The organism is Nodularia chucula CCY0103, from assembly GCF_963923915.1.
GTDB classification, from domain to species: Bacteria; Cyanobacteriota; Cyanobacteriia; order Cyanobacteriales; family Nostocaceae; genus Nodularia; species Nodularia chucula.
Genome location: NZ_CAWUOL010000006.1, coordinates 36,462 through 59,030, shown reverse-complemented (window position 1 = coordinate 59,030; position 22,569 = coordinate 36,462). Strand labels below are relative to the sequence as shown.

Annotated in this window: 11 protein-coding genes; all 11 read left to right on the top strand. The window is 42.2% G+C overall.

The window, feature by feature from the left end; translation table 11 throughout:
* Nucleotides 1-32 precede the first annotated feature (32 nt).
* The 11 genes from ACM0OP_RS03570 to bchH all read left to right on the top strand — a co-directional run bounded on the left by ACM0OP_RS03570 (nt 33) and on the right by bchH (nt 22,488).
* Complete coding sequence (locus ACM0OP_RS03570; protein WP_414527011.1) at nt 33-9,314, top strand: phytase; 9,282 nt, start codon at nt 33-35, stop codon at nt 9,312-9,314.
* 214 nt (nt 9,315-9,528) lie between these two features.
* Nucleotides 9,529-10,419, top strand: a complete 891-nt coding sequence (locus tag ACM0OP_RS03565) for a DUF3825 domain-containing protein (protein ID WP_414527010.1) — start codon at nt 9,529-9,531, stop codon at nt 10,417-10,419.
* Between the two features lie 106 nt (nt 10,420-10,525).
* Nucleotides 10,526-10,759: a hypothetical protein gene (locus tag ACM0OP_RS03560; protein WP_414527062.1), complete on the top strand. Its 234-nt coding sequence runs from the start codon at nt 10,526-10,528 to the stop codon at nt 10,757-10,759.
* Between the two features lie 149 nt (nt 10,760-10,908).
* Nucleotides 10,909-11,145 carry a type II toxin-antitoxin system VapB family antitoxin gene (locus tag ACM0OP_RS03555; RefSeq protein WP_414527009.1) on the top strand — a complete coding sequence of 79 codons (237 nt, stop codon included), beginning with the start codon at nt 10,909-10,911 and terminating at the stop codon, nt 11,143-11,145.
* Nucleotides 11,132-11,530, top strand: coding sequence for a type II toxin-antitoxin system VapC family toxin (vapC, locus tag ACM0OP_RS03550; protein WP_414527008.1), 399 nt, complete (start codon nt 11,132-11,134; stop codon nt 11,528-11,530). The genes ACM0OP_RS03555 and vapC overlap by 14 nt, the downstream gene beginning before the upstream one ends.
* A 168-nt stretch (nt 11,531-11,698) precedes the next feature.
* Complete coding sequence (locus tag ACM0OP_RS03545; RefSeq protein WP_414527007.1) at nt 11,699-12,031, top strand: type II toxin-antitoxin system PrlF family antitoxin; 333 nt, start codon at nt 11,699-11,701, stop codon at nt 12,029-12,031.
* Between the two features lie 2 nt (nt 12,032-12,033).
* Nucleotides 12,034-12,531: a type II toxin-antitoxin system YhaV family toxin gene (locus tag ACM0OP_RS03540; protein WP_414527006.1), complete on the top strand. Its 498-nt coding sequence runs from the start codon at nt 12,034-12,036 to the stop codon at nt 12,529-12,531.
* Nucleotides 12,532-12,965: 434 nt separating this feature from the next.
* Entirely contained in the window at nt 12,966-13,718 is a 753-nt protein-coding gene (locus ACM0OP_RS03535) for a peptidylprolyl isomerase (protein WP_414527061.1), read from the top strand.
* A gap of 62 nt (nt 13,719-13,780) precedes the next feature.
* Entirely contained in the window at nt 13,781-16,777 is a 2,997-nt protein-coding gene (locus tag ACM0OP_RS03530; protein WP_414527005.1) for a peptidase domain-containing ABC transporter, read from the top strand.
* A 136-nt stretch (nt 16,778-16,913) separates the two neighbouring features.
* Nucleotides 16,914-18,455 (top strand): HlyD family efflux transporter periplasmic adaptor subunit, encoded by a 1,542-nt coding sequence (locus ACM0OP_RS03525; RefSeq protein ID WP_414527004.1) that lies wholly within the window; start codon nt 16,914-16,916, stop codon nt 18,453-18,455.
* Between the two features lie 283 nt (nt 18,456-18,738).
* Nucleotides 18,739-22,488 carry a magnesium chelatase subunit H gene (bchH, locus tag ACM0OP_RS03520; RefSeq protein ID WP_414527003.1) on the top strand — a complete coding sequence of 1,250 codons (3,750 nt, stop codon included), beginning with the start codon at nt 18,739-18,741 and terminating at the stop codon, nt 22,486-22,488.
* Nucleotides 22,489-22,569 lie beyond the last annotated feature (81 nt).

Genomic DNA, 22,569 nt, shown 5'->3' with positions numbered 1-22,569 from the left:
GCGATCGCAAGTTTTACTTCAGGACTAAAATAATGGTATCTACCAGTACGGTTCGCTTTTCTCAGTTCAATGCTTCCTTAAACCGCAACGCGGATGGGGAATTAGTCAGCGATTTATCTACTCCTAATAATCCTCAAGCTCAAACTGTTGCCGAAATTATTCAGCGCAATAACCCGGATGTGCTACTGATTAATGAGTTTGATTACTTTGCAGAGAATCCCACAGCATCTGTTGAATTATTTCTGCAAAATTATCTAGCTGTCAGTCAAAACGGTGCAACCCCTGTTGAGTATCCTTACTTTTTTATTGCACCCTCTAACACAGGTATTCCTTCAGGGTTTGATTTAAACAACAACGGCACAGTAGTTACAACCCCAGGCGCACCGGGATATGGTGATGATGCTTTTGGCTTTGGAAATTACCCTGGTCAATTTGGGATGTTGTTACTATCTAAATATCCTATTGACACTGCTAATGTCCGCACCTTCCAAAACTTTCTCTGGCAGGATATGCCGGATTCTTTACTATCAACTATTGCCCTTCCTGATTCTGACACTCCTTGGTATTCAGCCGAGGAACAAGCGGTTTTGCGTCTCTCCTCTAAAAGTCATTGGGATGTCCCAATTCAAGTCAACGGCGAAATCATTCACGTTTTAGCTAGTCATCCCACACCCCCTGTCTTTGATGGGACGGAAGACCGCAACGGTAAACGCAACCATGATGAAATTCGCCTGTGGTCAGATTATATCAGCCCTGGAAAAGGTGACTATATCTACGATGACCAGGGTAATTTGGGTGGTTTAAATCCTGGTTCTCGCTTTGTGATTATGGGCGACCAAAACGCCGACCCTTTTGATGGGGATAGTTTTGATAATGCCATTTTGCAACTATTACACAACCCTGGGATTAATACTAATTTTATCCCCAGTAGTCTGGGTGGTATTCAACAATCAGATTTACAAGGTGGTGCTAACCTCAATCACAAAGGTAATCCAGCTTTTGACACCGCAGACTTTGCTGATACGACTCCTGGAAACGTGCGGGCTGATTATGTACTACCTTCCTCTGATTTGCAAATTCAGGACTCAGCAGTATATTGGCCTCTGAATACAGATCCAAATTTCTCCTTAGTGGGGACTTTTCCTTTCCCCAGTTCTGACCATCGTTTAGTGTGGGTAGATGTGCAGGCTGGTGCAACTGAAGGCGGTAAAACCTTAAGAGATGTGAGATTTGAGGGACAAACTACCTTTACCACTGGCTTTGTTCCTCTTGATGCGGGAACGGTGAATGGTGTAACTATCCCAATGGGTGGTTTGTCTGGTGTTACCTACGATGCTGCGAATAATCTTTACTACTCTATCTCAGATGACCGCTCGCAAAATGGACCAGCGCGTTTCTATACCTTTACTCTTGACACAGCCACATCTGCGGTGACATTTACTAATGTCACTCCTTTACGAGATGCTGAAGGTAATTTCTTTGCAGCCTTGAGTGTTGACCCTGAAGGTATTGCTTTGAGTCAGGATGGGACAATTTTTGTTTCTTCTGAGGGTGAGGTCAATATCAATGCAAGTCGAATTACTGACCCCTTTATTAAGGAGTTTTCTTTCACAGGGGAGAAAATTCGCTCTTTACCAGTTCCCAGTAAATTTTTACCAGTTATAGAAGATACCAATGGTAACGGCATTATCGATGCTGGTGATACGCAAATTTCTGGGGTGCGGAATAATTTAGCTTTTGAAAGTCTGACTATTACACCAGACCAAAAGACTCTCTACACCGCTACCGAAAATGCTTTAATTCAAGATGGTGCTAGGGCTTCAGTTACTAGTAGTAGTCCTTCCCGAATTTTGCAATACAACTTGCTTTCAGGACAGCCAGAGAAGGAATATCTCTATATTACTGACCCGGTGGCGACAGAACCAATACCAACCACGGGCTTTAGTGATAATGGTTTAGTGGATTTACTGGCTATTGATAACCGTGGTACTTTGTTGGCATTAGAACGCTCTTTTTCTCTGGGTGTTGGTTTCACTATCAAAATCTATGAAGTTAGTCTGCAAGGTGCAACTGATATTAGCTTCTACAATGCTTTGAATGATTTAAGTCCAGAGGAATTAGCAGCTATTCAACCTGCACAAAAACGCTTGCTGGTGAATCTGGATGATTTAAATCTAGAGACTGGACTAGATAACATCGAAGGTTTAGCCTTTGGCCCTACTCTCCCGGATGGTCGTCAGTCTATTGTGTTGGTGAGTGATGATAATTTCAATCCGGCGCAATTTACCCAAGTTGTGACTTTAAGTGCAGACCTCATCCCTACTGCTGCACCTAGAGTTGAAACTCGTCCCGATTTGTTGGATGATCCCAGTTTACCTGTCAGTCAGCGTTCTGATGCTGATGATCCGGCTATTTATGTCAATGCCAACAACTCGGCTGATAGTCTAATTTTGGCAGCAGTGAAAAATGGGGGACTACGGGTTTATGACTTGTCTGGTAATTTATTGCAGACAGTTAACCCTGGTGGGATTCGCTACAACAACGTTGATTTGCAATACGGTTTTAATTTAGGTGGTGAGTCTGTAGATATTGCCGTAGCGAGCGATCGCCAAAATGATACGCTAGTATTCTTTAAGATTAACCCCAATCCCACAACACCGGGTGAATACTTAGAAGTCGTCACAGATAGCAGCGTTGGTACTCTCTTCCAAGAAACACCTTTCAACCCCCCTTATTCTGTATCGGCTCGTGGTGCTTACGGTATCGCTGTTTACCGCAGTCCCATTAGCAATGATTACTACGTCTTCGCCAATCGCCGCCAAACTGGAGATGTCGCCCAGTACAAACTGATTGATACAGGTAACGGCAAAATTGGGGTAGAACGAGTTAGAGAGTTCACTATACCCACCACAGCAGGATTTGACCCCCAAACTGAGGGTATGGTGGCAGACCAAGAAACAGGCTTCCTCTACATCGGTCAAGAAAATGTCGGCATCTGGAAATTCCAAGCCGAACCCAATGGTGGCACAACTGGCAAACTCATTGATCAGGTTAAAGAATTAGGTGGTAGCAATCTTACCCCCGATGTGGAAGGACTGACGATTTACTACGGTGCTAACGGCACAGGCTATCTACTAGCATCCAGTCAAGGAGACAACACCTTTGCTATCTATAACCGCCAAGGTAACAACGAATACTTGGGACGCTTTGCCGTTGGTAGCAATGGCGCAATTGACAGCGTGCAAGAGTCAGACGGCGCAGATGTGATTAACGTCCCCTTGGGCGCTAACTTCCCATACGGTTTGTTTGTTACCCAGGATGGTAATAACGACCCTGCCAAATTAGTTGAAGATGATGGCGAACTAGAAAACGTCAATAGCAACTTTAAGTTTGTCCCTTGGGAAAACATTGCTCATGCTTTCCCCAATCCACTCAATATTGACACCACTACTTACAATCCCCGTAATCCTATGGCACAACCCAGACTTACCAACTACGACTTTCAAGACCTACCCACATTAGGCACAACCAGCGTCGGAGAAGATATTCTCCTTGGTGGTTTCTCAGGGCTGTATTTCCAAGGAGTTGCTGCCAATGGCAACCTGAAGTTTGTCACCCACACAGACCGTGGTCCCAATGGCGAACCCACCGGTTTCAACAGACCATTTTTATTACCCGATTTCCAACCAGAAGTTATCAGCTTTGAACTCAATCAGTCCACAGGGGAAATTACCATTACCAAACGCATTGGGCTATTTCGCGAAGATGGTACAACTCCATTAACTGGATTGCCTAACTTACAAGCTGGGGCTGGTGGTCTGGCGTACACCGATGAAATTGCTGTGGATTTAGACAATAATCCCCTACCTAATGATCCTTTCGGTGCTGACTTAGAGGGAATTGTCGTCGCCCCAAATGGTGACTATTGGATGGTGGATGAATATCGTCCGGCGATTTACCACTTTGACAGCAACGGTAAACTCATTGATCGCTTTATCCCCCAAGGCACTGCTACAGCAACCGACCCAGACCAACCAGTCGGCACTTTCGGCACTGAGGTATTACCAGAAGTTTATGCCCAACGCCGCAATAACCGGGGTTTTGAAGCTGTGGCATTGGAAGGTAGTAAACTTTACGCCTTTATTCAAAGTCCCATTGATAATCCTGATGTCACCAATGATGCCACCTCCAGAAATTCTCAGAATTTAAGAATTTTGGAATTTGATGTCATTTCCCAAACTGTCACGGGTGAATATCTATATCTGCTTGATGATATTACAGGTAGTGGTAACGCCAGAACAGACAAAATTGGCGATGCTGTTTCATTAGGTAATGGCAAGTTTGCGGTGATTGAACGAGATGATAGGTCTGGTGCAGATGCTAACAAATTGATTTACGAGATTAATTTAGCCGCAGCGACCAATATTCATAACTCGGCTAACTTGACTTTGCCAGATGGTAAGACTATTGAACAACTTTCCCCGGCTGAGTTAGCTGCTGCCAATATTACCCCTGTAACTAAGAACCTCATTGCCAATGCAGCGCAGTTGGGTTACACCGGGGTGGAAAAATTAGAAGGTCTGGCATTGGTAGCACCCAATACTCTAGCCTTATTGAATGATAACGATTTTGGTGTAGCTGGGCCTACTCCTGCAAGACTGGGGATTCTGGAGTTACCCAATAACTTGACAAGTACACCCCAAGTTACACTCCTCGGTTTTGCTTCTCTCCCGGCTGATACCTTTGCCGAAGGGCCAGCATCGGGAAATGCCATTACAGGTAATACCAACGGACGTGATGTACCTTTTGCCCAGCAGCCGATTCAAGGATTTAGTGCTGTCCAAGTTGCTGATGATAATTCCTTCTGGTTTCTGTCTGATAATGGGTTTGGGAACAAGGCTAATAGTCCTGATTATTTATTGCGGATTTATCGCGTTGACCCCAGTTTCCGGGGTACAGAGGGCGGTGATGGTAGCGTCAATGTTTTGGATTTTGTGCAACTATCCGACCCTGACAATAAAATTCCCTTCCAGATTGTCAATGAAAATACTACTGAGCGTTTATTAACCGGTTCAGATTTCGATCCTGAGTCTTTGGTAGTTGCAAAAGATGGGACTTTCTGGATTGGTGAGGAATTTGGCCCTTATCTGTTACATTTCGATGCCAGTGGTAAGCTGATAGAGGCTCCCATTGATACACCGAATTTTGTCAGTTTAAATACTCTGGATGGTCAACCACCGATTGTGATTGGACACCGGGGAGCCAGTGGGGAATTACCAGAGCATACTTTGGGCGCTTACAAATTGGCAATTGAACGAGGTGCTGATTTTATTGAGCCTGACCTAGTTTCTACGCAGGATGGGGTACTGATTGCCCGGCACGAACCTAATTTAATTGCTACTACTGATGTGGCCTCACGTCCAGAATTTAGCGATCGCCTCACCACTAAAATAGTCGATGGCGTTGCCGAAGAAGGTTTCTTTGCTTCTGACTTCACCCTAGCGGAAATCAAGACCCTACGGGCAATTATGCCCCAAGGTTTCCGCCCTCAAGTGTTTAACGGTCTCTACGAAATTCCTACTTTAGCGGAAATCATTGAGTTAGTTCAGCAGATAGAAGCTGATACAGGTAAGAAAATCGGCATTTACCCAGAAACCAAGCATCCGACTTTCCACGATGATTTGGGTTTGTCTCTGGAAGAACCCCTGTTAGCAACTCTAGAAGCAACTGGTTTCACTGACCCCAGTCGGATTTATATCCAATCCTTTGAAGTCGGCAATCTCAAGGAACTGAGTCAACTAACTAATATACCTTTGGTTCAGTTATTCGATGCCATTGATATCAATCTTGATGGTTCACTGATTGAAACTCGCCCTTACGATTTCGTAGTTAGTGGCGACCCCCGCACCTATGCCGACCTACGGACAGCAGACGGTTTACAAGAAATTGCCACCTACGCCTCTGGTATTGGACCCTGGAAACGGATGATTATCTCGGTTCAGGGTGTGGATTTAAATGGTGACGGTCTAGCCGATGATGTCAACGGTGATGGCGTTGTTAACGATGCTGATAAAACCCTCACAGCACCCACAACCTTAGTCAAAGATGCCCACACCGCAGGGTTGCTGGTACATCCTTATACCTTCCGCAATGAAGGACCTTTCCTGGCTGCTGACTACAACGGCAATCCAGAACTAGAATACAGACAATTCATCGGTTTGGGTGTCGATGGCTACTTTACAGACTTTCCAGGAACAGGCGATCGCGTCCGTGATCAATTAACTGGGCAGTTTGTCATCTCTCCTGATAACCCTGCTTTAATTCCCCCTGAGTTTGCCACCTTAGATGGTTCTGCACCTTTGGTAATTGGACACCGGGGGGCTAGTGGTTCACGTCCAGAACATACTCTAGAAGCATACAAATTGGCGATCGCTGATGGGGCTAATTTCATTGAACCTGACTTAGTAGCTACGAAAGACGGATACCTAATCGCCCGTCATGAAAATGCCTTAGCCATCCTCAATGATGATGGTTCAGTGAATCGAACTGACACCAGTACTGATGTTAACGAACGTCCAGAATTTGCAGACCGTTTCACTACCAAAGTTATTGATGGTCGCACTATCAGGGGTTGGTTTAGCGAAGATTTGACCCTAGCAGAAATTAAAACCCTCAATTCCATTGAACGTATACCAGATTTACGGGGAACCAACTTTGATAATGATGGGTTGAAAGTTCCCACCCTGCAAGAAATCATTGATTTGGTGAAACAGGTAGAAGCCGAAACCGGGCGCAAAATTGGCATTTATCCTGAAACCAAACATCCCACCTTCTTTGCTTCAGAAGGCACACTGTTAGATGGTTCACCCATCAACATGAATCTAGGTCAGATGATTGTTGATACCTTAGTAGCCGAAAACTTCACTGACCCCAGCCGGACATTTATTCAGTCCTTCGAGGTAGGCAATCTCCAGGAACTAAAAGAGTCGATCATGCCAGCCGCCGGCATTGACATTCCCCTAGTTCAACTAATGGGTGGTGCTAATGGTAGACCTTATGACTTTATAGTCAGTGGTGACCCCCGCACCTACGGCAACCTTACCCAGCCCACAGAATTAGCTATAATTGCTACCTACGCCGCAGGTATTGGCCCCAACAAACGCTTAATTGTCCCAGCTGGTGCAGGTGGAGTTCTCCAAGCACCCACTACCTTAGTACAAGATGCCCATGCAGTCGGGTTAATTTTACACCCCTACACCTTCCGTGATGAAGGTATTTTCCTCGCACCAGACTACAACGGCGACCCGAAACTAGAATATCAACAGTTTATAGACTTAGGCGTTGATGGTTTCTTCAGTGATTTCCCTGGTACAAATAGCTTAGTCCTACAACAAATCATCGGCGATCCTGTTTTCTCTAACTTGGCAGGTTCTCGCGGTTTTGAAGGCATGGCTATCAGCCTGGACAAGAAAACCATCTATCCCATGTTAGAAGGTACTGTTTTGGGTGATCCGGCTAATTCCTTACGCATCTATGAATTTGATGTCGAATCCAAACAGTACCAGGGTTTAGCTGGCTACTACCGGATGGAACAACCCAATCATGCGATCGGTGCATTAACGGTCATCAATGAAAATGAATTTCTGGTAATTGAACGGGATAATAATCAAGGTGCATCTGCCCAGTTCAAGAAGATATTCAAGATTGATTTATCTCAAACAGATGCCAATGGCTTTGTACTCAAAGAAGAAATCGTTGATTTACTCAACATTAGTGACCCCAATGATTTAAATGGAGACGGTGATACTAAATTTACCTTCCCCTTTGTCACCATTGAAGCCGTCGTTGTAATTGATGAGAACACACTCCTACTAGCTAACGATAATAATTATCCCTTCTCAGTAGGCAGACCACCTAGCATAGACAACAACGAAATCATTCTCTTAGGTTTAGACAAGCCTCTTAATTTAGCCACTCCCGTAGTTAGTATAGTCGCCACAGCTCCCGATGCCGCAGAAACAGGTAATCAACCAGGAGTATTCCGTATCTCCCGTGTGGGTAACACCAGCAAATCCCTAACCATTAACTATAGTGTTGATGGTACTGCTACTAATGGTGTAGATTACAACAGTCTCAGTGGTACAGCTACTATCGCCGCCGGTCAAACCTTTGTAGATGTGACAGTAATTCCCGTAGATGATAACTTAGTTGAAGGTGATGAAACAGTTATCCTCAGTTTAGTAGACCAAGCTGAATACGTTCTTGATATCAACACAGCCACAGTCACCATTGCCGACAACGATTTTGTGCCACTGGTAAATAATTCTGGCAGCGATACCTTTACGATTCGCGGTAGCAGTGACACAGTACAACTCCAAGTTAGTCTCACCAGAACCAGACCAACTCAGGAGAATGAACTGGGTGTATTTACAGTGGATGATGCTGAAGGTACAATCAACGGTATTGCTCCAGGGGAAGCAGGTTATGCCGAAGCTGCATTAGAACGGGCGCAAGCAATTTTCTCTACTGTCCATAGATTACCTACTGGCTTTAGTCGAGATAGCATCACCCGGTTAGTACAATTCAACTCTGGGGATAACCTGAGATTTTATGTAGTACCAAATGGCACAACCGATGAAGTCCAGGCTGGAGTCGTCCCCATCACAGATGTATTATTTGCGGATGCTTCCACTCAAAGAATTACTGATTTAGGCAACGATGAATTTTCTCTAGCTTGGAAGGTTAAACCGTTGAGAAGCGAAACTTACCAGGATTTTGAGGTGAAGATTCAGGCTACTGACCAACCATTACCTTTAGGTGCTGCTGTGCAAAGTGGCGCACAATCTGAGTTAATTGATTTACGAGGAATTACCCAATCAGTGCAAGGGGAATTTATAGTCAACCGAGATGCAGCCTTAAACAACTACGTCAGTTTCTACCGAGTCACGGATGAAAATGGCGGTATCGACATCAACGGCGATGGTAACGCAGACATTCTCCCTGGAGAAGCGGGTTATGCCCAAGCTGCTGTGAGTGCGCGTGTTCCAGGTCTTGACCTCACAACCAATAACCGCCGGACAAGCACTTACACGGCGACTTTAGAGGCTGGCTCGTTGTTAGCACCATTTATTATTGCTGATGGTAGACCAGGAGATATGAATAGCCCTGTTTTCTTCCCATTCTTAGGTGCTAATCCCGGAGGAATCGATAACATTACCATGTTAGGAAATAACGTCTTTGCCTTTGAGGATATGCAACATGGTGACAAGGACTTTAACGATATGATTGTCCGCGTTAATTTGACTGTTGGCTAATTTGCAGTTAACTTGATAAACATTCATCAGAGTCAATACCAAGTATTATGGTGTGGCTCTGATTTTTTTTAGATGGGATAGTGCGAAACAACTTAATCTTTTGTATCTTGAACAAGAAAGAGATTATACGATAACTTTACGTTTAATGACTATTTATGGCGCCTATATTACAGATAAGGCGCAATTTTATAGTTATCGGTTAGAGTAGTTTCGATTGAGTCTTATTCAAATTGATTATTTAGGCATATTGTTAATGTTTGAACGTGATGCATTAGTGGCACAATTGGGTGAGCCTTACACTAATCATGTAATTGCGCGCTTTAATCGTTTTGCATTCATTCGGGATGAGTTGCTTGAAAACATAGTAGCCAGCGCACTTAGCGAGACTTGGGGCAACGACAATTTTGTGTTGAAGTACTACCTTGCCGTTCACGTTGCATGGAGCGTCGAACAAGGTAATTTTACTCATAGTGCTAATCAACTATATGTAACAGCAGGTCATTTACAAACAAGGTACGGGACTCCAATTTATTTGGTTTTTGAACAAAATAGAGTAAACCAACCACCTTGGTATTTAGTAACTGCTGGTTCTCAAATTTCTGCGCCTGAATTACCAGTTCCACCTGAAATTCCAGAACCTTTGATAATCAGACCAGGTGCGGAAATTGTGATGATGCATGACCATATTCTTACCGATCATCCAGAACGCATTCCGTTTCTTGAGAGTACACCCAGAGTTGCTCAAATGTGTGCTATTGCAGGATCTATACAATGGTCTATCAATCGCAATTTGCAGTTTTCATACTGGTACTACGGCAAAATGCACTATCTAGTACCACTCTATCTACAGACCCGCGAAGACATAACTCATGCTCCTGATGCAATTGCGCCAATACAAATTAATGCCAATAGCTTATTAGTTCGCACTGTGCTAGAACCACATATGGCATATGCAAAAGCTCGTGTAGCTGTCAAACGTCATGATCAGCTTCCTTCTTGGTTACTATCAGCATGGCAGCAATATGCAGAGCAAACATCTGAGGCTACGCTTGAAGATCCTGAAAATGCAGATGGAATATCTATTGAGAGTGCGAACGCAGCATAACAGGGAGCAACGCGGTTTTGTGAGGTGCGGAAAATTGGTAATAGAAGTGCAATCGCCTGTCTTACAAAATTGTGGCTTGAGGTGAGCATATCAGGTTACTTTGTTAATAAATAAGGAAGTTGAAAACAAAATGGAAGACGAATTACGACCTAAGTATGATTTCACCCAAATGAACGGAGGAGTTAGGGGCAAGTACGTCGAGCGATATCGTACAGGAACAAATTTAGTGCTTTTAGATCCTGATATAGCCCAAGCTTTCCCCGATGATACCGCAGTAAATGAAGCGTTGCGGCTATTGATTCAAGTTTCCCAGCGTCAACAGTCCAACACTGCGGTGTAGCAGACAGAATGAGAAAAGATATTTCAGTATTAAAACATACAATAATTATGCGATCGCGCCGCCAAAAAATCTTCTCGACTTGGCGGGACAAATTTATTAACGTGGGGTTAGCTACACTAGACTAAAACCAATTTTCCCATAGTTACCCTATGCAAATCACCCTCAATCTCGATGACTCCCTTCTCAACGAAGCCCTGCAACTTACCAATCTCACAACTCAAGAAGAACTGATTAAACTCGCTCTGCAAGAACTTGTGCGTTCGCGAAGTGGCTCCTCTGGAACATCGCGCCGCCAAAAAAACCTTCTCGACTTGGCTGGACAAATTCATTTTGATCCAAATTTCGACCATAAAGCTTTGCGCGAAACTCGTCATGTTGCTGATTGATACATCTGTTTGGATCAGTGTCTTCCGCGATCGCAACGGTCAAGTTCGTTCACAACTCGAAGCTCTGATTGCTGGGCGGGAAATTTTCCTCACCCGATTTACTCAGCTTGAATTGCTGCAAGGAACATTGAATGAACAAGAGTGGACTCTCCTCTCCACTTATCTCGAAGCACAAAACTACATTGAACTTACATCTCATTCCTGGCAAACGGCTGCTCGCATTTACTATGACTTGCGCCGAAAAGGACTCACCGTTCGTAGTCCAATTGATTGCTGTATTGCTCAAGCTGCGCTGGACAATAATTTACTTTTGCTCCACAATGACCGTGACTTTGAAACTATTGCCCAAGTGCGATCGCTCCAACACCTTCGCTTTCAACCTTAAGGCTTTCTTAAGAGTTCAGAAATATCAATTTTTAAGAGGGGATCGGAACTCATAAATACGCACAAGTTCTTGAGGATATTCCAAAGAAACCGCTATGCGATCGCATTAGCCATTCTTGACAAGACAATGCATTTGCATTACCTTGAAGATAGACTTTAAAGGTTCGCTATGGCTGTAAAACTATCCCCATGCTCAGAATCTACCCTAACTGACCGTTATCAGACTACAGTCCCTGATGCCGTTCGTAAAGTCCTTGGCTTGAAAAAGCGGGATAAAATCTGCTATACTATCCAGTCTGACGGTCAAGTGATGATTTCTCGCGCTGAACAGACGGAAAGCGACCCTGTACTGGGGAAGTTTTTGAATTTTCTAGCACGAGATATGGAAAAAAACCCTCAGCACTTAAAAGCAATTAGCTCAGATTTATTCAACCGTGTTCAGTCCTTGGTATCTGAAGTTGATATTGATCTTGATGCAGCACTCTCGGACGAGGATGAATAAGTGTGTCTGTAGATCAGCCACTGGTAATTAATGGGTGGAATATATTTGCCCATTCTCTATTTCTCAACCAGTTTGAAGAACTTCTGACGCAGGTTGAGCATTTGCGTCAAAGGTATCCCCAAGACTACAAGAAGAAAAACGCCACAAAACGTCTAGCGGCGATCGCAAAGTTGGCATTTGATATTATTCCTCAAGATCCAACACGTAGTGATTACCGCCAAGGCGCTACACTGGGAGATGATTACAAACACTGGTTTAGAGCTAAATTTTTTCAGCAGTACCGACTGTTTTTTCGATATCACCAAGAGAGCAAAATTATCGTCTTCGCCTGGGTTAACGATGAAAACTCTAAGCGAGCATATCATAGTAAGACAGACGCTTATCTAATTTTTCAGAAAATGCTGGAAAGTGGTCATCCTCCAAATGATTGGAATGAATTACTTCAAGAAGCAAAATATGAAACTAATCGTTTAGAGAAAGTAATCAACGTAGAAATATAGGCTTGAGACTTTGGGATTTGAAGAACGAATCGGATCAAAATCACAATACTAGACTGCGCTTCATTTCCCTGGTTGCAAGCAGGGTAAATTTATTTTAAGTATTATGGCTCTGTCTGAATATATACCAGAATTTAGTGCTATAAGTAAGTGAGCAGTATCTATAGGACTCCTATTTGAGATTTTAACAATCTCAGTACAAGATAAAAAGGGTTTTTCCCACTCCCTACCTATGCAAATAGGCTGAAAAATCAAAGTGGATTACTATATCTAGATAAGTCTAGAAAATTAGCATCAGTTGAGGTTGTGATGTTAAATGCACAAAACTAACTAATATACAAGCATTCAAATTTAACCAATTCATAATCTTTTCTCAAAGTATTTCCATTATCTTCTTAAGAGGGTTAATTGTAGTGGCAACAAACATTGAAGGTAACATGATGCCAGTTTTACAAGTGGGCGATCGCCAGATGACGGCAATAGAAGTATTACCATTGCTAGAAAAATACCAAATGCTGCCAGCCCTGATCAAAGAAATAGTGCTTGACCAAGCGATCGCACCAATTTCATGTACACCAGAAGAAGAAAAAATCGCTGGTGAAAAGTTAGCCCAACATTATCAAATTACCTCTGATGAACTGTTTCAGCGTTGGTTAAAACAAAATAATCTCAGTCTAGAACAGTGGAATGCGATCGCCATTCGCCAATTTAAAATCGAAAAATTCAAACATCTCACCTGGGGAAACGATTTAGAATCCTATTTTTCCCAGCGCAAACACCAACTGAATCGAGTAGTATATTCACTCATTAGAACCAACGACATTGGTATTGCTCAAGAAATATATTTTCGCCTCCAAGCCGGAGAACAAACATTTGCCGAATTAGCCAAAGAATATTCTCAAGGAACCGAAGCCCAAACAAATGGTTTAATCGGTCCAGTAGAATTGCAAACCATCCATCCAGCATTAGCAAAAATGCTATCTACAAGCCAACCACAGCAACTATTACCGCCAACCCAACTAGAAAACTGGATAGTTATAGTCCGCCTAGAAAAAATGTTACTCACACAGTTAGATAATTCCCTGCGTCAACGCTTACTTAATGAACGATTCAATACTTGGTTGCAAGCCCAAATCACAGAGCAAAATTGCCAGATTCGCCAACTAGATTCGGCAACATCTCAGGGATAAAACTAACAATATAAATTTATCTTTTAGGTGATGAAGACATTTCTATATATATTTATCAAAGCATGACTTATATTACCAGTTCCTTCCAAGAATTTATTTCCAAGTTAGACGGGTTTGAGCATCTACCAGAATCAGAAATTACCCAGCTATCTCAAAAAATCCAAGCCTTGCGATATCGCATCGGACAAAAAATTATTGGCAAAGAAAACCTCACCGAACAAATTACAATTATTTACGAAGGCAAAGTTAGACTATTAGGATATCATCCCCAAACTCAAACACCAACAACATTAAAATTGTTACCACCAGGTGCAATCATCGGTGAGATTAGTATATTACGAGATGTAGCCTGTGAAACTGCGATCGCATCCACCGAAGTTATCTGTCTCTCCTTAAGCAAAACCGAATATTTGCGCCTCCTCACTTCCTACCCCCACTTTAGCAACGCACGCTTAAACCGCAGTCATCTGATAGAAGTATTTGATATCCTGGGTTCACAAGTAGAAAAACAAGCCAACGCCATCCTTAATTTTACCGAACTTGCAGAACAGGCCTTATCCACAGCTAAAATACATTACATAAATCCAGGAACCACCTCCCTTAACCAACTAGATAGAGAAAATATCTGGTTTGTTAGCAGTAATAATTCAGTCACAAACTTTCCTTCCGGTTCCCCCTTAGAATTAACCAAAACCATAGAAGTTAAAGGCACAAATCCCGCACGTCTCATTGGATTATCTCCTGAAAACCTGTCATTTTTAGAGAACCATCAGCCCAAGGTTCCTGTTAATTATCCCCCAGCAAATAGCACCGAACAGCCAGAAATTCCCTACGCCGATTACCAAGAAATTCCCCCATCGGAAACCTCTCCAGAACCCGGTAGACAAAAATATCAAAATTACCCATTTGTCAAAGGTAAAGGCGAATTAAACAGCACCATTGCCTGTTTTCAAATGCTCTCCAAACACCTAGCAATTCCCCATCGCCGGGAAGTAATTCAGCGCTTCTTAAATGAACAAATCAAACGCCAAGGTAATATATCCTTTCCTGCTTGTGCTTACGTCGCCGAATTTATCGGACTCAAATCGCAATTAATCGACTTACCCGTTGCTGCAATCACTCGCATTCCCACACCAGCACTCATTTATTATGGTGATAGTTATGCTGTCTTATACGAAACCAATCCTCACACCATAGTTGCAGGTGTTCCATCCCAGGGAATTGTCAGATGTAAACCTGCGGAATTTGTCAGCAAATTAGATATAGATGAAAACAATTTACCTCCCCAGGTAAAAGTTTTATTACTCACAGCGACAAAAGAAACACCCCAAGAACGCTTTGGTATTCAATGGTTTCTTCCTTATCTCTCCAAATATCGACAAGTTCTGATAGAAGTATTTATTGCTTCCTTCTTTGTACAATTAGCCCAGTTAGCTAACCCCTTAGTTATTCAGTTAATTATCGATAAAGTCATAGTTCAAAATAGTATTAGTACCCTGAATATATTAGGCGTGTTACTGTTAGTAGTTGGCATCTTTGAAGCCTTACTGACTACATTAAGAACTTACTTATTTGTCGATACCACTAACCGCATTGATATGGGCTTGGGGTCAGAAATTATTGATCACTTACTCCGGCTACCATTGCGCTACTTTGAACGCCGTCCTGTAGGTGAACTAGCAACGCGGATTAACGAATTAGAAAATATTCGCCAATTTCTCACAGGTACAGCCTTAACTGTCGTATTAGATGCAGTATTTTCGATAATTTATATTGTCGTTATGCTGTTTTATAGTTGGCAATTAACCTTAGTAGGTTTAGGGACAATACCGATATTTATCATCATCACCTTAATTGCTTCTCCCACAATTAGTAAACAATTACGCACCAAAGCTGAACGGAACGCCCATACTCAATCTTATTTAGTTGAAGTTATGTCGGGTATCCAAACAGTAAAAGCGCAAAATATTGAACTGCAATCGCGTTTTTCCTGGCAACAACGTTATGCTAAATATGTAGCGGCTGGTTTTAAAACAGTTATTACGTCCACCTTGGCTAATTCTACCAGTAGTTTTCTGAATAAACTCAGTGCATTATTAGTATTGTGGTTAGGTGCTTATTTAGTTCTGCAAGGAGAATTAACTTTAGGGGAATTAATCGCTTTTCGGATTATTTCTGGTTACGTCACCAGCCCGATATTAAGATTAGCTCAACTGTGGCAGAGTTTCCAAGAAACTGCTTTATCCCTGGAACGTTTAAGCGATATTGTGGATACACCACAAGAAGGTGAAGAAGACCGCGAAAATATTCCCCTACCCGCAATTTCTGGAAGCGTGAAATTTGAAAATATTTCCTTCCGATTTGCGACTAGTGGACCTTTGCAACTTTCTAACGTTAATCTCGATATTCCATCGGGTAAATTTATTGGGATTGTTGGTCAAAGTGGTTCCGGTAAAAGTACATTAATGAAATTACTGCTGAGATTATACGAAGTCGAATCAGGCAGAATTTTAATTGATAATTATGATATTTCTAAAGTCGAACTTTATTCCCTACGGCGACAGGTGGGTGTAGTTCCTCAAGAAACACTGTTGTTTGATGGAACTGTTCAGGAAAATATCGCTTTAACAAATCCTGATTCCACCACTGATGAAATTATTGCAGCTGCGCGCATTGCTGTGGCTCACGATTTTATTATGTCCTTACCCAATGGGTACAATACACGAGTGGGAGAAAGAGGTGCAGGACTTTCAGGAGGACAAAGACAAAGAATTGCGATCGCACGTTCTATTTTACAACGACCCCAACTATTAGTCTTAGACGAAGCCACCAGCGCCCTAGACTATCCCACAGAAAGACAAGTTTGTTTAAATCTCGCCCAAGCCTTTCAAGGTAACACCGTATTCTTTATTACCCACCGCCTCAACACCGTCAGCCATGCAGATATGATTGTTGTCATGGATAATGGCAGAGTTATAGAACAAGGAAACCATCGAGATTTAATGGCTGCTAAAGGACATTATTTTTATCTTTATCAGCAACAAGAAGTGAATTTGTAACTCTCAGGACTTACGCACACTCCACCAATTCTTGGCGTACTTGGCGACTTGGCGGTTCATTAAATTAAGCCTTTTGGTAATTTCTGAGTAAGTCCTAACTCTATTAATCATTCTTTCCCCCACAAATAAAATCACCATGACTCTACTTAATGGCAATCATAACGGTAATTCTCAAAACGGTGTGAAAGCAGATTCCTCTAAAGCGACATCTTTCGCTAATGCTGAATATACCAACTTTGAACAATCAGTTGTCTTACGCCAATCGCCCATTTGGTCACGTGCAATTATGATGACCTTAATAGGTCTAGCTTGTTTTGGCATCACTTGGGCTTATTTCGCCAAAATTGAGCAAGTCGTCCCAGCTACTGGACAACTGAAACCAGAGGGGACAGTCAAAGAAGTTCAAGCTCCTGTAAATGGAGTAGTAAAATCTGTTCATATTAAAAATGGAGAAAAAGTCAAACCAGGAGATTTGCTACTGACTTTTGAGACTCTGGCTACAGTTGCAGAATTAGAGGCTTTAAAAGAAATTCGCACTGCATTAATGGCAGAAAATGCAACTTATCGGCAGTTAATGTCAACGAGTGATCCCACAGTAACCGACGGAGAATTTTCACAACTTCAGTTACCAGCAGATACCGAGTTTTTGCTCAAAAGTAGAACAGCATTACTTAAAGAAAATGAATTATTACGCTCTGAATTAAATAACATAAATACAGTTGCTGGCTTAGGAATTGATGAACAAAAACGATTACAATTTGCTCAAAGAGAATTAGACTCTCGCTCGGCTGCGGCACAGTTAGAAGTGGAGAAAACGAAGAAACAACTGGCTCAAATCCAAGAGAGAAAGAATAATACTCAATCTAGTTTAGTTATTCAACAGGGTATTTTAGATAAAATTAAAACTCTCGCGGAAGAAGGTGGTATTTCTCAGCTACAATATCTCAATCAACAACAACAAGTGCAAACCCTTAGTTCAGAAATAGCTCAATTAGATGAGGAAATGCAACGTTTACGGTTGGGAATTGAGCAAGGACAACAGGAACATAAAAATACTGTAGCTGCTTCTGGAAAAAATGTATTAGAAAAAATAGCTGATAATAAAAAACGTATTGCTGAAATTGATAGCCAATTCACCAGAATCCTATTAAGCAATCAACAAACATTGGCAGATATAAATAATAAAATATCTCAGGCTCAGTTAAACTTTGAATATCAAGAAATTCGTGCTACTGTGGCGGGGACAGTTTTTGACTTACAAGCAAAAAATCCAGGTTTTGTCGCTAATGCTAGTCAAACTTTACTGCAAATTGTCCCTGATGATCAGTTTATTGCCGAGGTATTTATTACGAATAGAGATATTGGTTTTGTGCGGGAAGGAATGAAAACTGATGTGAGAATTGATTCTTTTCCTTTTAGCCAGTTTGGTGATATTAAAGGACAAGTAGTTAGTATCGGTTCAGATGCTTTACCCCCAGACGAAACACACAGATTTTATAGATTTCCGGCAACGGTGAGTTTAGATAAACAATATTTAGATATTAATGGTAGGAATATATCTTTGCAGTCGGGAATGTCGATTGTGGCTAATATTAAGGTACGGGAAGAAAGGACTGTGATGAGTTTATTTACGGAAATGTTTACTAAACAGGTTGATAGTTTGAAAGAGGTACGTTAAATAGATAGGATTTATACCAATTCTTGGTGAGGCTGCATATTATTTTGACCCCACCAGGGGAACTGGATTTCTGTTTAATAGGACTTACGCAAAAATTGCCGAAAAGCTTAATTTATCGTTCTCGTAGCGTGCGCGAAGCGCATACCGCCAAGTCGCCAAGAACGCCAAGAACTTGTAGAGTGCGCGTAAATCCTGTTTAAAATGTATTTATGCATCTTTATCTTAAATTGGTATAAGATAGAGACTATTTTTAATACTTAAAAATCAGGAAAAATACCAGATTATGCCTAGTTGTGCAATACCTCGCCTAGTATTGATTTCTTCTGCTTCTCCTTTAGGTGATGTGTTGCTGGGGGAGCAACAAGTACAAGCTACAAATGGCAAGATTTTTGAGTTAGATATTTTACCTACACACGATATTCAAGATGGTATTATTACACCTGCTCAAGTTTTAAAAATTATTGGTGCTGCTAAAGCAGTAATGTTCGATTTGCGGGGTACACCAGATAAAGTTGTAGCTTGCTTACAACAGGCGTTTGTGGCTACTCAACAACAAGATATTGCCTTTATTCCTGTGTTTGGTGGTGGGCCGAGTGTGATGGCGCTGACACGGATGAAGGAGTTCGCCTATACTAATTTACCAAGTACAGATTATCGTCGCATCAAACAATTTGGAGATTCTTTGACATCTACAGCAACTCAGATGTCACCGCAAAAAATATATCATTCTCAAAATTTAGCTAAATGCGTTAGTTATTGGACAAATGCTGGTGTGGAAAATCTAGCAAATTTGTTGCGCTTTGTAGCTAGTGAGTATGCCGGTGTGGAAGTAACGGCAAAAGAACCAATTATTTACCCAGATGCAGGGTTTATAAATATTGCTATAGGTCAGCGTTATCCATCCTATACAGATTATATTACTGCCCATCCCCTCAACCCAGACCTACCCACGGTAGCAGTGCTGTTTTACGGTGGGACAAGTATGAGTGCAAATTTAGCTGGGGGAGAGGAATTTTTTAATGAACTGGCGAAACAAGCCAATGTTTTGCCATTCTTTGCTGATGGGATTAAAACTACCGAGGCGATCGCACATCACTTTTTTCATGATCATAAACCGATTTGTGATGCGATCGCTTCCTTATTATGGTTTCGTTTAGATGGTGGCCCTTTGGGTGGAAATGCCCATAAAACCATTAGTCTTTTAAAACAACTTGATGTCCCTTACCATGTCGCCTCTACTTCCAATAATCGGGAAATTACGGATTGGAAAAACAGTCCCCAAGGACTTCCCCCTGTAGAAACTTTATCAACAGTAGCCTTTCCCGAAATGGATGGTGCTATTGATCCCGTATATCTTTATGGACTGGACAGCGAAAATACCAAGATTGGTCAAACTCATTCGCCAGTTCCAGGTAGAGGAACAAGATTTGCTAACCGCATTCTCCGCCGCATCGCCCTACGTCGTAAACCCAATTCAGAAAAACGCATTGCTATTGTTATCTTTAACTATCCACCCAGCGAAGGTACTTTAGGTACTGCATCTTTTCTGGATGTTTTCGCTTCTGTAGAAAATATTCTTGGGGAATTAGCAAACGCAGGTTACAAAGTCACCCCACCCGATAGCGGAACTCTCAAGGATATGTTTCTCCATCGAGGACTGGTGCATAATGGCGAATTTACTGGACATCAGCTGACAGCCCAAAACGCTTTACGTATTCCGTTAAAAACTTATTTAAACTGGTACAATAAGTTACCTGAAAATCTGCGAGATCAAACAGAGAAACTCTTTGGTATGCCCCCAGGAGACTTAATGGTGGATGGCGAAGATATCCTAATTGCAGGTATAGAATTTGGCAATGTGGTAGTTGCAGTCCAACCTTCACGGGGGGTACACGAAGACCCGGCTAAGGTACATCATGATGAAAGTTTACCAGCCCATCATCAATATAATGCTTTTTATCGTTGGTTAGAAGAAGCCGACGGTTGGAATGCTGATGCAGTGGTACATATTGGCACTCACGGCACATTTGAATTTTTACCAGCCAAACAGGTGGGGTTATCTGGAGAATGTACCACAGATGCACTTTTGGGAGATTTACCCAATACTTATGTTTACCACGTAGTCAATGTTTCTGAAGGCACAATGGCTAAACGGCGCAGTTACGCCCAATTAGTCAGTTATGCTTCTCCCACTTTTGTACCGGCGGGTTTGTACGAACATTTTAACCAGTTGGAAGATTTATTAGATGAATACTCAGAACAACAACGCCATAGCTTACCGCGTATTCTGAGTATTTTACGGCAAATTATCGCTGTGTGCGAGCAACACGATGTCCCTTTAGATTTAGCAGATGAATTGTGGAGTCAACTTCAGGAAGAAGTACCAGCACAATTCGACTTGATACCCTATGAAGCAGCGTTAGAAAAGCTGCACGTTGATTTATTTGAACTGAAGCGGGTGGCAATTCCGATGGGTTTACACACCTTTGGACAAAAGTTACAGGATGAGGAATTAGTTGATTATTTACATTTAATTGCTCGTTATGACCGTAGTGAAACTCCAGCTTTACCCAGATTATTAGCTCAAAAATACAATCTTGATTATGACCGATTATTAGATACGGCTGATTCTCGTTGGCAAGGATTATCTGATCAAAGTCGAGAAATTATTCACGCCATGTTACAGGGAACATCTGCGCCTGATGAAAAATTAACACCAGCCCTGACTTATTTACAAAATATAGCCAATTTAGTCAGCAGTACCGACGAAATTAAAGGACTTTTACACGCCCTAAATGGCGGTTACATTGAACCTGCTTGTGGTGGTGATCCCGTGCGAACTCCGACAACTTACCCCACAGGACGCAATACCTTTCAATTTGACCCCACCAAGTTACCTACAGATAGTGCTTATGAAAGAGGCGCTGCGATCGCAGATGAAACAATTCAGCGTTATTATCAACAACATCATACCTATCCTGACGCTGTAGGGGTGATACTTTGGGGATTTGAAACCTGTAAAACTTTAGGGGAAACCATCGGTCAAGTATTACGTTATATCGGCGTTAAGGTGGAACGGGGTCAAGGCTACTTCATGAAACCCGTAGTCATTCCTTTAAGTGAACTAGGTCGTCCCCGTGTTGATGTCACTGTCAATATTTGCGGCTTTTTCCGTGATTTGTTTCCTAACTTGGTGGGTTTAATTGATTTGGCTTTTCAGACTGTAGCCCAGTTGGATGAACCCTTAGAGATGAACTTCGTCCGTCGTCACACTCAAGCCTTGGCGGAAGAAATCCATGATCAACATTTAGCCGCTTCCCGAATTTTCGGCCCTCCTCCTGGGGAATATGGAAATAGCCTGAGTACCTTAATTGAAACTGCTGCTTGGGAAAGTGAGGCGGATTTAGGTGATATGTATATCAAGCGCACACAGTATGTTTACGGAAACAATATCAATGGGTTAGCAGCACCGGAAATATTCAAAGCAGCTTTGAGTCACAACAAATTTATTACCCAGGTGCGAGACTCCCATGAATTTGAAGTTACCGACTTAGATCATTACTATGAATATTTTGGGGGAATGGCACAAGCTACAACTGTAGTCAGTGGTCATCGTCCTGATGTCGTCATTGCTGATACTACCAAAGAACGTATCCAGGTAAAAACCATTGCTGAAGCAGTACGCCAAGGGGTTGTTAGTCGGTTGCTAAATCCCAAATGGATTGACGGAATGCTCAAACATGACCATCAAGGAGGACAGGCGATCGCAGATCGAGTAGAGTATCTTTTAGGCTTAGATGCCACTACCCAAAGTGTCGGTACTGCTACCTGGAGTAAAGTAGCACAAAAATTTGTATTTAATACTGAGATGCGCGATCGCTTACGGGCAAATAATCCTTATGCTGAAGCGGAAGTAATTAAGAAATTATCTGAGGCTAATTATCGCGGCTATTGGCAAGCTACACCAGAGGAACAAGCACAACTCAAAGCAGCCTATACAGATATTGACACTTGGATTGAAAATCATCAGTAACTGGGATGAGAGAATTGTTCAATTTTGCTACTAATGACTGCTCAAACACTAAAATTAACTCCGCACAACTCAATTTACACC